This window comes from Bacillota bacterium, assembly GCA_040757205.1.
Lineage (GTDB): Bacteria > Bacillota > Desulfotomaculia > Desulfotomaculales > Desulforudaceae > Desulforudis.
On record JBFLXL010000011.1, the window covers coordinates 69,364 to 81,398 of the forward strand.

Annotated in this window: 13 protein-coding genes, 1 tRNA gene and 1 other RNA gene; 1 reads left to right on the forward strand and 14 read right to left on the reverse strand. The window is 65.1% G+C overall.

All coding sequences use genetic code 11. The annotated features are described in order from the left end of the window. Positions 1 to 47: 47 nt before the first annotated feature. From cobO to metG, 3 genes are read right to left on the reverse strand one after another with little or no spacing between them, the layout of a single operon-like run. On the reverse strand, positions 48 to 581 hold the full coding sequence (gene cobO, locus AB1402_08710; protein ID MEW6541678.1) for a cob(I)yrinic acid a,c-diamide adenosyltransferase: 534 nt from the start codon (positions 579 to 581) through the stop codon (positions 48 to 50). A 3-nt stretch (positions 582 to 584) separates the two neighbouring features. Beyond that, positions 585 to 1,367 (reverse strand): TatD family hydrolase, encoded by a 783-nt coding sequence (locus AB1402_08715; protein MEW6541679.1) that lies wholly within the window; start codon positions 1,365 to 1,367, stop codon positions 585 to 587. 1 nt (position 1,368) lies between these two features. Next, positions 1,369 to 2,913 carry a methionine--tRNA ligase gene (gene metG, locus AB1402_08720; GenBank protein MEW6541680.1) on the reverse strand — a complete coding sequence of 515 codons (1,545 nt, stop codon included), beginning with the start codon at positions 2,911 to 2,913 and terminating at the stop codon, positions 1,369 to 1,371. Positions 2,914 to 3,125: 212 nt separating this feature from the next. Here metG and AB1402_08725 point away from each other — a divergent pair, with 212 nt between their 5' ends. Next, positions 3,126 to 3,380, forward strand: a complete 255-nt coding sequence (locus AB1402_08725; protein MEW6541681.1) for an AbrB/MazE/SpoVT family DNA-binding domain-containing protein — start codon at positions 3,126 to 3,128, stop codon at positions 3,378 to 3,380. Positions 3,381 to 3,435: 55 nt separating this feature from the next. Here AB1402_08725 and rsmI read toward each other — a convergent pair whose 3' ends face one another. The 11 genes from rsmI to AB1402_08780 form a co-directional block, all read right to left on the reverse strand. Continuing rightward, on the reverse strand, positions 3,436 to 4,317 hold the full coding sequence (rsmI, locus tag AB1402_08730) for a 16S rRNA (cytidine(1402)-2'-O)-methyltransferase (protein MEW6541682.1): 882 nt from the start codon (positions 4,315 to 4,317) through the stop codon (positions 3,436 to 3,438). Positions 4,318 to 4,351: 34 nt separating this feature from the next. Continuing rightward, a complete protein-coding gene (locus AB1402_08735) occupies positions 4,352 to 5,164 on the reverse strand; it encodes a stage 0 sporulation family protein (GenBank protein MEW6541683.1) in 813 nt (270 codons plus the stop codon). Continuing rightward, entirely contained in the window at positions 5,133 to 6,155 is a 1,023-nt protein-coding gene (gene holB, locus AB1402_08740) for a DNA polymerase III subunit delta' (protein MEW6541684.1), read from the reverse strand. The genes AB1402_08735 and holB overlap by 32 nt, the downstream gene beginning before the upstream one ends. A gap of 18 nt (positions 6,156 to 6,173) precedes the next feature. Next, on the reverse strand, positions 6,174 to 6,803 hold the full coding sequence (gene tmk / locus AB1402_08745) for a dTMP kinase (protein MEW6541685.1): 630 nt from the start codon (positions 6,801 to 6,803) through the stop codon (positions 6,174 to 6,176). A gap of 4 nt (positions 6,804 to 6,807) precedes the next feature. Further along, entirely contained in the window at positions 6,808 to 8,226 is a 1,419-nt protein-coding gene (locus AB1402_08750) for an aminotransferase class I/II-fold pyridoxal phosphate-dependent enzyme (GenBank protein MEW6541686.1), read from the reverse strand. A 93-nt stretch (positions 8,227 to 8,319) separates the two neighbouring features. Continuing rightward, the gene (locus AB1402_08755; GenBank protein MEW6541687.1) at positions 8,320 to 8,580 is read right to left on the reverse strand and encodes a pro-sigmaK processing inhibitor BofA family protein; all 261 of its coding nucleotides are present in this window, start codon (positions 8,578 to 8,580) and stop codon (positions 8,320 to 8,322) included. A 62-nt stretch (positions 8,581 to 8,642) separates the two neighbouring features. Then, positions 8,643 to 9,239 carry a recombination mediator RecR gene (recR, locus tag AB1402_08760; GenBank protein MEW6541688.1) on the reverse strand — a complete coding sequence of 199 codons (597 nt, stop codon included), beginning with the start codon at positions 9,237 to 9,239 and terminating at the stop codon, positions 8,643 to 8,645. 27 nt (positions 9,240 to 9,266) lie between these two features. Next, positions 9,267 to 9,578 (reverse strand): YbaB/EbfC family nucleoid-associated protein, encoded by a 312-nt coding sequence (locus AB1402_08765; GenBank protein ID MEW6541689.1) that lies wholly within the window; start codon positions 9,576 to 9,578, stop codon positions 9,267 to 9,269. A 14-nt stretch (positions 9,579 to 9,592) separates the two neighbouring features. Beyond that, positions 9,593 to 10,942: a DNA polymerase III subunit gamma/tau gene (gene dnaX / locus AB1402_08770; GenBank protein ID MEW6541690.1), complete on the reverse strand. Its 1,350-nt coding sequence runs from the start codon at positions 10,940 to 10,942 to the stop codon at positions 9,593 to 9,595. A 407-nt stretch (positions 10,943 to 11,349) separates the two neighbouring features. Beyond that, positions 11,350 to 11,615: signal recognition particle sRNA large type (gene ffs / locus AB1402_08775), an RNA gene on the reverse strand. Positions 11,616 to 11,686: 71 nt separating this feature from the next. Next, positions 11,687 to 11,776: transfer RNA gene (locus AB1402_08780), tRNA-Ser, on the reverse strand. Positions 11,777 to 12,035: the final 259 nt, after the last annotated feature.

Below are 12,035 nucleotides of genomic sequence, written 5' to 3' on the forward strand. Positions count from 1 at the left end.
ATAATTCTACAGGCGGCACCGTTCTCCTGCCGGATTATTCCACCGCGTCAGTATTCGATCCCCCGTTGCGCCCCCACCCCGCTCCGGTAGTGGTGCTTGATTTCCCGCATCTCCGTCACCAGGTCGGCGCGGGCGACGATCTCCGGCGGCGCGCCCCGCCCGGTCAGCACCAGGTGTACGCCCTCCGGCTTTTGGTCCGGCAGCGCCGACACCTCGTCCAACGTCACCAGCCCCAGGCTGAGCGCGACGAAGATCTCGTCCAGCACCACCATTTCGTACCCGCGCCCTTCGAGGGCGGCACGGGCGGCGCCCAGCGCCGCCGCCGCCGCCTCCCGGTGCCGGTGCAACCCTTCCTCATCGCCTGGAAATACAAACCCGGCCCCGAGCGGCCTGACCTCCAAACCGTCCATCCGGGCGGCCGCTTTCAGCTCGCCGGTTTCCACATCTCCCTTGACGAACTGGATGACCAGCACCCGCAGGCCCTGTCCCCAGGCGCGCAGCGCCAGGCCCAACGCCGCGGTCGTCTTGCCCTTGCCGTCCCCGGTGAAGACGAGCACCAAACCCCGCTTTGCACTCCCCACCACTCACCCCTCCCCTTCAGGTACAGGCAGGTTGAAGAAGGCGCGCGCGTTGGCGGTGGTGATCGCGGCGAGCCGTTCCGGGGTCAGGCCCCGCAGGCCGGCGACGTATTCCGCGGTGTGGCGCAGATGAGCCGGCTCGTTCCGGCGGCCGCGCCATGGCACCGGCGCCAGGTAGGGGGCGTCGGTCTCCAGAAGCAGGCGGTCCTCCGGCACCTTCTCCGCCACTTCGCAGAGGGTTTGGGCCCCCTTGAAGGTGACCACCCCGGCCAGAGAGATAAAACAGCCGAGGTCAAGGAACGTTTCGGCTTCTGCCCAGTCCCCGCTGAAACAATGCATCACCGCCCGCGGCCACCGGCCGTCCCGCAGCAACGCGCAGGTGTCTTCAAAAGCCTCCCGGCAGTGCACAATCACCGGCAGGTTCACTTCCGCGGCCAGTTCCAGTTGGGCCGCCATCACTTCCCGCTGCACCGGCCGGGGGGAAAAATCGTAGTGGTAATCAAGGCCGATTTCACCAACCGCCACCACCCGGGGGTGCCGGGCGAGCCGGCGCAACTCATCCAGATAACCCGGTCCGGCCCCGGCGGCGTCGTGCGGGTGCACCCCCACCGCCGCGAACACCGAGCCGTGTCTTTCGGCCAGGTGTACGGCGGCCCGGGCGGAAGCAAGATCGCTCGCCACCGTGACGATCAAGCCCACCCCCGCGTCCCTCGCCCGGGCCAGAACGGCGTCCCGGTCGGCGGCAAACCGGCCGTGGTCGAGGTGGGCGTGAGTATCCACCAAGAGCATACTACTTGGAGACCTCAAGGCGCGGGAAAAGCGGCGCCCCGCGCGCGATGCGCGTGCCCGCCGGCAGCCGGCCCCAGGTGAGCGACTCCCACGTGTGCAGTTCAGGATGGCCCGCGATGCCCAATTGCGGCCACACCCGCGCCGGGAATCCGGGCATGAAGGGAGACAGCAGGACGGTGGCGATCCGGTAGGACTCGGCCAGGTTGTACAGCACCCCGGCCAGCCGCTGTTTCTTGGCCAGGTCTTTGGCCAGGGCCCAGGGCGCGGTCTCCTCGATGTACTTGTTCGCCCGCCCGACCAGTTTCATGATCGCCCCGAGGGCGGCCGACAGGTCGAGTTCGTGCACCAGTCCGGCCACCTCGCCGGGGGTGATCAGCGCCAGGTCGATCAATTCCCGGTCCAGCGGGCCGCCGGCCGGACCCGGGGCCTGGATCACCCCGCCCAGATATTTGTCGATCATGGCCGTAGTACGGCTTAAAAGATTGCCCAAATCGTTCGCCAGGTCCACGTTGATGCGCAGAATCAGGCTGTCTTCGGAGTAGTAGCCGTCGACCCCGAAGACCATCTCCCGCAGCAGGTAGTACCGGATCGCATCCACACCGTACTTGTCGACAAGCACGAAAGGGTCGACGACATTGCCCTTGGACTTCGACATCTTCCCGCTTTCCAGCATCAGCCACCCGTGCCCGACCACCCGTTTCGGCAGCGGAATGCCGGCCGCCATCAGGATGACCGGCCAGATGATGCAATGGAAACGGACGATGTCCTTGCCCACCAGGTGCACGTCCACCGGCCAGTACCGCCGGTACAGCGAGTCGTCTTCGCCCCCGTAGTTCAAGGCCGAGATGTAGTTCGTCAGCGCGTCCACCCAGACGTAAATCACGTGCCGGGGGTCGAACGGCACTGGAATGCCCCAGTTGAACGAGGTCCTGGACACGCACAGGTCCTCCAGGCCCGTCTTGATGAAGCTGACCACTTCATTCCGCCGCGAAGCCGGCTGGATGAATTCAGGGTTCCGTTCGATGTGGGCCAGCAGCCGCTCCGCGTAACGGGACTGCCGAAAAAAGTAGCTCTCCTCGGCCACCAGCTCGACCGGACGCCCGCAGTCGGGGCAGTTTCCGTCCGCGACCTGGCGGTCCGTCCAGAAGGCTTCGCAAGGGGTGCAGTAAAGCCCTTCGTAGGAGGACTTGTAGATGTCGCCCTGTTCGTACAGGCGGCGGAAAACGTCCGTCACCACCCGCTTGTGCCGGTCCTCGGTGGTCCGGATGAAATCCGAGTAGTCGATGTCCAACCGGGACCAGAGGCGCTTGAAACCGGCCACAATCCCGTCGACGTATTCCTGTGGGTTTTTGCCCTGCGCCGCCGCCGTGCGCTCGATCTTCTGACCGTGTTCATCGGAGCCGGTCAAAAAGTACACGTCATAACCGGTCAGCCGCTTGAAGCGGGCCATGGCGTCCGCGGCCACCGTCGTATAGGCGTGCCCGATATGCAGGTTGTCGCTCGGGTAGTAGATGGGCGTTGTGATATAAAAGGGCGGCTTTCCCAAGGTCGAGGTCACTTCCCTTTCCAAATTATACCGAAAATTTTATCTTCCGGTTGTATTATTGTCAAGTTTTCCAATCTTTCACCACGGGGAAGAATTTTTTGTAACTTTTTTAAGGAAAAGATGTTGACTTTTAATGGAATGCTTGGTACCATTTACTTGCGCGATTTTGTTTTATTCTGTCGAAGAAAAATCTGGGAGAGGGAGGGGAAGTCTTGAAGTCGACAGGAATTGTGCGCAAGGTGGACGAGTTGGGCCGGGTGGTCATCCCGATCGAGCTCCGCAGGACTCTTGGCATCGAGGAGAAGGACGCGCTGGAAATCTACGTGGACAACGAGAAGATCATTCTCAAGAAGTACGAGCCGGCGTGTGTCTTCTGCGGCAATGCGGGTGACGTGCAGCACTACCGCGGAAAACTGGTCTGCCGCCACTGTACCGCCGAGATGTTCCAAAAAGCCCACGCCATGTAGGCGCGAACAGCCCGATAGACTCCTGGTGCGGGAGGCCTCTGACACGGGCCTCTCATCACTTTTCGGGCAAATCCTTACTTCGTTCCGGATCCACAAGCAGACCGTAGAGTTGCCGGCGGCTCATCCCGTGCCGCCGGGCGACCTCCCGGAGAGCGTTTCCCCGCGTCGACCCCGCGGCGTGCAGTTCCGCCAATTGAGCCGCCAGGGCCGCCGGTTCGGGAGCAAGCGACACCGGTTCGGGAGCAAGCGACACCGGTTCCCCGGCGCCGCCCTCGAGCACGAGGGTGAATTCCCCGCGCGGCGGGTGGGCGGTGAAATGCTCCCGCGCCTCAATCACCGTACCCCGGAATACTTCCTCGTGCTGCTTGGTCAGTTCCCGGGCCACCACCACCATCCGGTTCCCCAGCACTTCCAGGATGTCTTCCAGGGTCGCATGGAGCCGCGTGGGCGCCTCAAAAAGGACCACGGTGCGCCGCTCGCCGCGGAGTCCTTCCAGCGCCCTCTTTCGCCCCCGGCGCGGCAAAAACCCCTCGAACACAAAGCGGTCCGTCCGCAGGCCGGAAACGACCAGGGCAGTGAGCACCGCGCTCGGGCCCGGCACCGGAACCACGTTGAAACCGGCACGCGCCGCCTCGGCGACCAGTTCGGCCCCCGGATCGGAAATTCCGGGCATGCCGGCGTCCGACACCAGGGCCACGGACGCCCCCGCTCGCAGCCGCTCCAGCAGCTCCGGCGTTTTCCGCACCCGGTTGTGGGCGTGAAAACTGGTCAGCGGCGTTTTGATGCCGTAACGGCCCAGCAGCTTCCTGGTGTGCCGGGTGTCTTCGGCGGCGATCAGGTCGGCCTCGCCGAGTACCCGGAGCATACGCAGGGTGACGTCCTCCAGGTTGCCGATGGGAGTCCCGCAAAGATAAAGCGTGCCCCCGCTTTTCACCATACCCGTCAACCCCGGCTTGTTGATTTTGATCCGCCTAGCGCTTGGGCAGGGTTTTCAACTGCTTCAACGGGAAGTACTGCACGTGTTTGGAATCTTTGAGTTCCACGCTCACGGTGTTCCGGAAGATGTTCACCCCGGTCACCTTTCCCTCCCCGGCGGGGGTTTCCACCCGGGCCCCGACATCAGGGTACTCACCCCGGGCGATCTCATACACTTCGCTCTCGTACTTCAAGCAGCACATCAACCGGCCGCAGATACCCGAGATCTTGGCCGGGTTGAGCGAGAGGTTCTGCTCCTTGGCCATCCTGATCGAGACCGGGGTGAACTCGCGCAGCCAGGACGCGCAACAAAGCTCCCGGCCGCAACCGCCGAGCCCGCCCAGCATCTTCGCCTCGTCGCGCACGCCGATCTGCCGCAGTTCGATACGGGTACGGAAAACCGAAGCCAGGTCCCGGACCAGCTCGCGGAAATCAACCCGGCCCTCGGCCGTGAAGTAGAAAATCACTTTGCTGGCGTCGAAGGTGTAGTCCACGCCCACCAGCTTCATCGGCAGGCCGTGCGCCTTGATCTTGTCCTCCCCGATCTGAAAGGCCCGCGTTTCCTTTTCCTGCAGCTCGGCCAGGCACTTCAAGTCCTCGTCGGTGACCTTGCGCACCACCGGTTTCAGCAGTTGTTCGCCGTCCTCGCCATCCCGGGGGCGGGGCCCGATGACCACAGTGCCGTATTCCAACCCCCGCACCGTCTCCACGATCACTCCCGCACCCTTTTCCAAATCCAGGGCGCCGGGATCAAAATAATACGTCTTGCCGGTTTTCTTAAACTGAACTCCAACCAGTTGCCCGGTCATATCCGTCCTGTTCCTCCTCGGCCGGCCCGGCCAGGCGCAGGCATAAAACCTCCGCCGCCAGGCGCACGTTCGCGTTGGCCAGCAGTTTCTTTCTCGTATCTTCAATAACGCCGATTCTCCGCACCAGAGCCGGGCCGTCCGCCAAACGCGCCTGCACCCGGATCTGTTCCAGGCGGTTCACATTGGTCAGCAATTCCTCGGCGCCGGCCTCCCGCCACAGCAAGAGGTCCCGGTACCAGAGGAGCAGGTGCTCGGTCCGCGCCAGCATTTCGGCCCGCTCCCCGAGTTCCCGGGCCCGGGCGAACAACTCAGCGGTCCCGATCCCGGAAAGGAACGCGTGCGCCAGGTGCGCCGCCTTTTCCTGCCAGTCCGGACCATCCCCGCCGGCAGCCAGTTCGGCCGCCCGTCCCAGGCTGCCCCCGGCCAGGCGGGCCGCCAGCAGCGCCACGTCCCCCTTAAACCCCATTGTCTCCAGTCCGGAAGTGATTTCATCCGTGGTCAGCGGCCGGAAGGGGATCCTCAAGCAGCGGGAGGCCACCGTGGGCGGCAGCCGAGCGGGCCGGGAACTGGTCAGGATAAACAGGGCCGGGGCCGGCGGTTCCTCCAGAGTCTTTAGAAAGGCATTGGCCGCTTCCGCGGTCAGGCCTTCGGCTTCCTGCACCAGGCACAGGTGCCGCGTCCCGTACGGCCGGTAGACGAGTGTTTGCTGCAGCTCCCGCACCTCGGCGATCCCGATCGACTTCCGGGCACCGTCCAGGACCCGGAAGTCGGGGTGGGAACCGGCGACGAACATCCGGCAAGTGGGGCAAACACTGCAGAAAGCCTTTCCTCCGGCGTTGCAGACCAAGGCCTGGGCCAGCGCCCGGGCCAGGCTTTTCTTGCCCACCCCCGCCGGACCGTGAAACAGGTAGGCGTGCGCCAGGCGGCCGCCGTCAACCGCCCTCTGAAAATACCTCTTGGCCAGTTCCTGCCCGATGATCCCGTCCAGCAATTCCTGATCAACCCCCGTTCAAACCGGTCCGGGCGGCAACAAAACCCCCACCCGCGCCCAAATCGCGGACGCGCACGCTTTTGCCTCCCGTTCGGCGTTGACAATCAAATAGGACCCGGGATCGGCCGACGCCAGCTCCAGGTAACCGCGGCGCACCCGTTCAAAAAAGGCTGCTCCCTCCTGCTCCAGGCGGTCCCGGCGGTCCGGGTTCAGCCGGGCCATGGCGGCGTGCGCCGGCAGGTCCAAAAGCACGGTCAGGTCGGGCCGCAAACCGCCGGTGGCCAGGAGATTCACCCGGCGCAGCCCGTCCAGTTCCAGCCCGCGCCCGAAACCCTGGTAAGCCAGGGAGGAGTCCAAAAAGCGGTCGCTTAAGACGATCTCCCCACGCGCCAGCGCCGGCCTTACCACCTCGGCCGTGAACTGGGACCTGGCGGCCGCGTAGAGCAGCGCCTCGGTTTCTCCGGTCATCCCGCTGTTCCCGGTGTCCAGCAGCACCCGCCGCACGGCCTCGCCGATCCGGGTCCCGCCCGGCTCGCGGGTCGCCAGCACCCGGTGGCGCTTTAGCCGGAGCGCCTCGTGAAGCCGCGCGAGCTGGGTGGTCTTCCCGGCGCCGTCTATACCCTCAAAAACGATGAAAACGCCGCTCACCGCCTCACCCGTCGTGCACCAATATGGTTTCCAGGCCGGGTTCAGCGGCTTGAAAGGCCACTCCCCCGGCCCGGATTTCCAGAATATATTCTAACACTTCCGGGGTCAGTTTTTCACCCGGAAACACGATCGGAATTCCCGGCGGACACAGGCTGACCGTTTCCGCGGCCACCAGGCCGGACGCTTCCCGGAGCGGCACGGCCCGGGCCGGCAAAAACCAGCTCTCCCGCGGGGTAAGCACCTTTTGGGCCGGGGGAACAGGCCAAAATGGAGGTCGGAGGCCGGAGGAGAGGTGCTCCCGGACCAGAGCGCGAAAAGCGCTCAGGGCCCGGGCGACATCCGGGGCCCGCGTCCCCAGCCCGACCACAAACAAAAGGTGATCCCGGCCGGCCGCTTCCACCTGAACGGCGTGCCTCTCGCGCAGCCAGGCGGCCGCCTGGTACCCGCTCAAACCCAGGCCGCGGGTGGACACCGGCACCTTGGTCGGGTCGGCCCGGCCCGGCCCGGCGTCGAAAACCTCCACCCCGCCCAGCGCCGCCAATCCCCGGCGCAGGCGGCCGGCGAGTTCCACCGCCCGTCCCAAAAGCCGTTCTCCGGAGACGGCCAGTTGCCGCCGGGCCAGGTCCAGGGAGGCCATCAGCAGATACGAGGGGCTGGAAGTCTGGAGCAAGGCCAGCGCCCGGCCCACCCGCGCGGGGGAAAGGCCTGTCCCTTTGAGGTGCAGCAACGAAGCCTGGGTCAGGGCGCCGCCCAGCTTGTGCAGGCTCTGCGCCGCCGCCGCCGCCCCAAGCCCCAAGGCCGGCGCCGGCATCGCGGCGTGAAACGGCAGGTGCGCCCCGTGAGCCTCGTCGGCCAAGAATAGGGCTCCGGACTCCTTAAGCACCGCGGCCGTTTCAGCATCCACCGCGGCCTGCCCGTAGTAGTCCGGGTGGGTCAAGAGTACGGCCCGGACGCCGGGATGCGCCCGCAGGGCGGCCCGGAGGTCGGCCGGCCGGGAGGGGCGGCAGAAGCCCCAGTCGGAGTCGTAGGGCGGCGTGACGTACACCGGATCGGCCCCCGAAAGCACCAGGCCCCCGATCACCGCGCGGTGCGCGTTTCGAGGCACCAGCACCTTTTCCCCGGGGGCCGTGGCCGCCAGCAGGAGGGCCTGCACCCCGGCCGTGCTCCCGTTCACCAGAAAAAAAGTACGGTCGGCCCCGTACAAAGCCGCCGCCAATTCCTGGGCCCGGGCGATCGGGCCCGCGGGCGCGTGCAGGTCGTCCAGCCCGGGCAGCTCGGTCAGGTCGAACCGGCAGAACTCACGACCGCCGGGAAAACCCCGGGGAAAGCCTCCCCCGCCGTGCCCCGGAAAGTGAAAGCCCGCGTAGTTTTGGAGCACATGGTGCTTCAGGGCCTCAAACAGGGGCGCCCGCCGTTGGTTCACCGAGAAATCCCCTTCCCCCAAAATAACGGCCTGAATAAGAAAAGCCTCCCCGCCCTGAGGAGGCCCGCGCCGCAAACGCCTTTATCCCGCATTTCAGATCATCAGCGTAAGCAGGACCAGGAGAATCACTCCCGGCACCTGGAGCAGACCGGCAGTCAGGACGGTGAACGGATTGAGGACGACGTGAAACCCAAAGAAGGACCCGCCCAAGTTCACCACCACCAGCAGGATGACCCCCACGGCGGCGTAAGCAAACAGGCGGTACAGGTATTTCAAAGGCGTCAGGAAAAACGACCCCACCAGGTACAGCCCCGCCAACCCCAAGAAACCCAACAGAATCAGTTTCCAGTCCACCGCGAAGCACCTCCCGGGCTACCCGTCTTGGTTATCAAAACATATGCAACCCGGAAGGCAAATTATACCTCTCGCCGGCCCTCGATCGCCCGGGCCAGGGTCCGACCGTCGGCGTACTCCAGGTCGGAACCCACCGGCAGCCCGAAAGCCAGCCGGGTCACCCGGACGCTCAGGGGGCGGAGCAACCGGGCCAGGTACAAGGCCGTGGCCTCGCCCTCCACCGTGGCGTTGGTGGCCACGATCACCTCCCGGACGGCGCCTTCCCGGACCCGCTCCACCAGGGCCGCGATGTTCAACTCCTCGGGGCCCACGCCCTGCAGCGGGGAAAGGCTGCCGTTCAGGACGTGGTAGAGCCCCCGGTAGCCGTGCGCCTTTTCAACGGCCAGGACGTCACGGGGCTGTTCCACCACGCACACCAAGCCGTGGTCACGGTTGGGATCACGGCAAATGCCGCAGGGGTCCTCATCGGCGATGTTGGCGCACACTTTGCAGAACACCAGCTTGTCGCGGGCGTCCAAGATGGCCCGGCTCAAACTCTCGGCCGCCTCCCGCGGCGCGGTGACCAGGTAAAAAGCCAACCTTTGCGCCGTTTTCGGGCCGATCCCGGGCAGCCTGGCCAGTTCCTCGATCAGGCGGCCCACCGAACGGGAATACCGCAAACCGCTCGCTCCCTGTTTGGCCGCGGCTTAGAACATGCCGGGGATTTTCAGGCCCCCGGTCAGCTTGCCCATTTCGCCGGCCACCATCTCCCGTGACTGCCGCAGCGCTTCGTTGACCGCGGTCAGCACCAGGTCCTGCAGCATTTCCACATCTTCCGGATCGATGGCTTCGGGCAGGATTTCAATACTCAAGACTTCCTGCCGGCCGTTGACCACGACCTTGACGGCTCCGCCGCCCACCGCGGCCTCCACCGTCCGCTCGCCCAGTTCCTCCTGTAGCCGGACCATTTTGGCCTGGATTTCCTGGACCTGTTTCATCATCTTGTTGATCCCCAAGATGGCGATGTCCCTCCTTACCGTTTCGGCGGCGTCTCATCCAACACGCAGATGATCTGCCAGCGACCGGGGTAGTATAGATTTAGAATATTCTCCAGTATAACCTTGTTCTCCGGCAAAGCTACCTTTTCCTTTGCCAGCGCGTCCCGGAATTTCAGCACCAGCTTCCGGGAACCGGCCGCCACGGGCTCCGCGCGGGCCAGCCAAGGGGCTGCCGGCGGTTTGCGCCGCCGGAACTCGGCGAGCACCTCTTCCCACACCCGCTCCAGTTCCGGACCCTTTTCGGGTTGGGCCGTCCGTGCCGGCCCGTCGCCGGCGCCGGGCGGCGCCGGCCAGCCGGCACGGACCACCGCCAGTTCCAGGGGCAGAATCGGCCGCGTGGCAAACCGCATTTCCTGCTCGGCTTTGGCAAACAAGGCCAAAAACTCAACCAGCCGGTCCCGGTCCAAGTCCGGCCGGGACGCGCCCCCGGCGCCGAAAGCCCCGTACAGCAGGTCGCGCAGGTAATCGGTTAGTTCCCGGGCGACGATCCGGAGGTCCTTGCCTTGAGCCTGCACCTCCTGCAACACCCGCAGGGCCGCGCCGGTTTCCCCGGCGGCCAGGTGGCCCACCAGCCGCTCCAGCACCTCCCCGGTGACCGTTCCCAGAATGCTGTGCAGGTCCTCGAGGGTGATCCGGTTCCCGCTCAGGGCGGCGGCCTGGTCCAGGATGCCGAGGGCGTCCCGGAGGCTCCCGTCCGCCACCCGGGCGATGAAGGCCGGCACCCCGCTTTCCACCGTCAGCCCCGCCTGGGCCGCCACTTCCTCCAGCCTGGAAACGAGGTCCGGCCGGCCGATGCGCCGGAAGTCGAAGCGCTGACAGCGCGAGATGACCGTCAGGGGCACCTTGTGCGGTTCGGTGGTGGCCAGCACGAAGATCACGTGGGCGGGCGGTTCCTCCAGGGTCTTCAGCAGGGCGTTGAAGGCCTCGTTGGTGAGCATGTGGACCTCGTCGACGATGTACACCTTAAAGCGCCCTGCGGCCGGGTGGAACTTCACCCGTTCCCGGAGTTCGCGCACCTCGTCCACCCCCCGGTTGGAGGCGGCGTCGATCTCGAGCACGTCCACCGCCGACCCGGCCGCGACGGACACGCAGGAGGCACACTGCCCGCAGGGCTCGGCCCCGTCCCGGCCGGTGCAGTTCACGGCCTTGGCCAGCACCTTGGCCATCGTCGTCTTCCCCGTGCCGCGCGGGCCGCAAAACAGGTAGGCGTGGGCCACCCGTTGGGCCTGCACGGCGTTCTCAAGCGTCCGAACGACGTGGTTCTGGCCGACAATCTCATCAAAACGCCGGGGCCGCCAGGTCCGGTACAGAGTCTGGTACGGCAAGCTGCTCCCCCCGCCTAACGCTTCTGCAATCCAAAGCAACCGTCAAAGCTGTGGCCGTGGAGTACGGCAAGCTGCTCCCCCCGCCTAACACTTCCCAAGCCGTCCCTCCGGTTCCACCACTTCAGCAGCTCCGGGTTGTGTATTCCCGGGCTTGTGTGTTCCGTAAAAAGCATAATCCCCGGTGCAAGTTTCATTAATTATACACTCAAAACGCACATCCGGCCATAACCCGGCAGCCAAACCAAACGAAAACCACCCGCAAAAAACGGTCTTCCCCGGCTAAAAAACGGTCTTTTCCGGCTCCTTCCACGACCCGGTCGACGGTGCCGTGCGGTTCTTCACCCCACCCCCCTACCAACAACAACAACACGAAGAGGGTGGTTTCCCCACCCTCTTCGTGAAACTAGCCGTGCACCCGCCTCCGAACAATGACTTCCGGGCGTTACCGCCGCAGGTGGCTCGGGCCAGGCGCCCTCGCGGCACCCGGAGTGATTCCCTTAGTGCTGCTTCCGTCAGGATCTGACACGGTTCGAGAAGCTCCGTCGCGCGAGACCCAACCGTCAACACCCCTTGCGTCGGCCGGACCCCACAAGCCAAGCCCTCGGGCAGGAATTCAACCCCGCTATAGCGGGTTGCGGGTCACAGGGCACCGCTACCTCCCCGTCTAGCACGGCTAAACCTTAGTCGTCGGTCGTCGGTCGTCAGTCGTCAGTGTGAAGTCTCCGACCACCGACCACTATTACATGGCGGAGAGAGTGGGATTCGAACCCACGAGGCGGTTACCCGCCCACACGCTCTCCAGGCGTGCGCCTTCATCCGCTCGGCCATCTCTCCGGATGACAAACACGGCCGGTCCACCGGCCCGCCCGACGCCACCTTCGCCGCAAACCGGTCTTGGCTTCTTCACAGCCGTGATTTACATTCTACCACCGATGAGGGCCGATTTCAACAACCGGATTACCCATTGTGTTGTTGGCCTGTGATATTGTCACCCCGTAAGCGGTCTGAGAAAATGTCACTCATGAAGAAGGGAGACGTTTTCTTGAAACCCAAGGAAGCCAGGAGACTGGACATCATGGAGTGGGTCCTTGCC

Excerpts from the sequence above, each read along its gene's own strand:
- AB1402_08735 (MEW6541683.1), bottom strand. The coding sequence starts at position 5,164 with ATGACCGGGCAACTGGTTGGAGTTCAGTTTAAGAAAACCGGCAAGACG.
- rsmI (MEW6541682.1), bottom strand. The coding sequence starts at position 4,317 with ATGGTGAAAAGCGGGGGCACGCTTTATCTTTGCGGGACTCCCATCGGC.
- AB1402_08715 (MEW6541679.1), bottom strand. The coding sequence starts at position 1,367 with ATGCTCTTGGTGGATACTCACGCCCACCTCGACCACGGCCGGTTTGCC.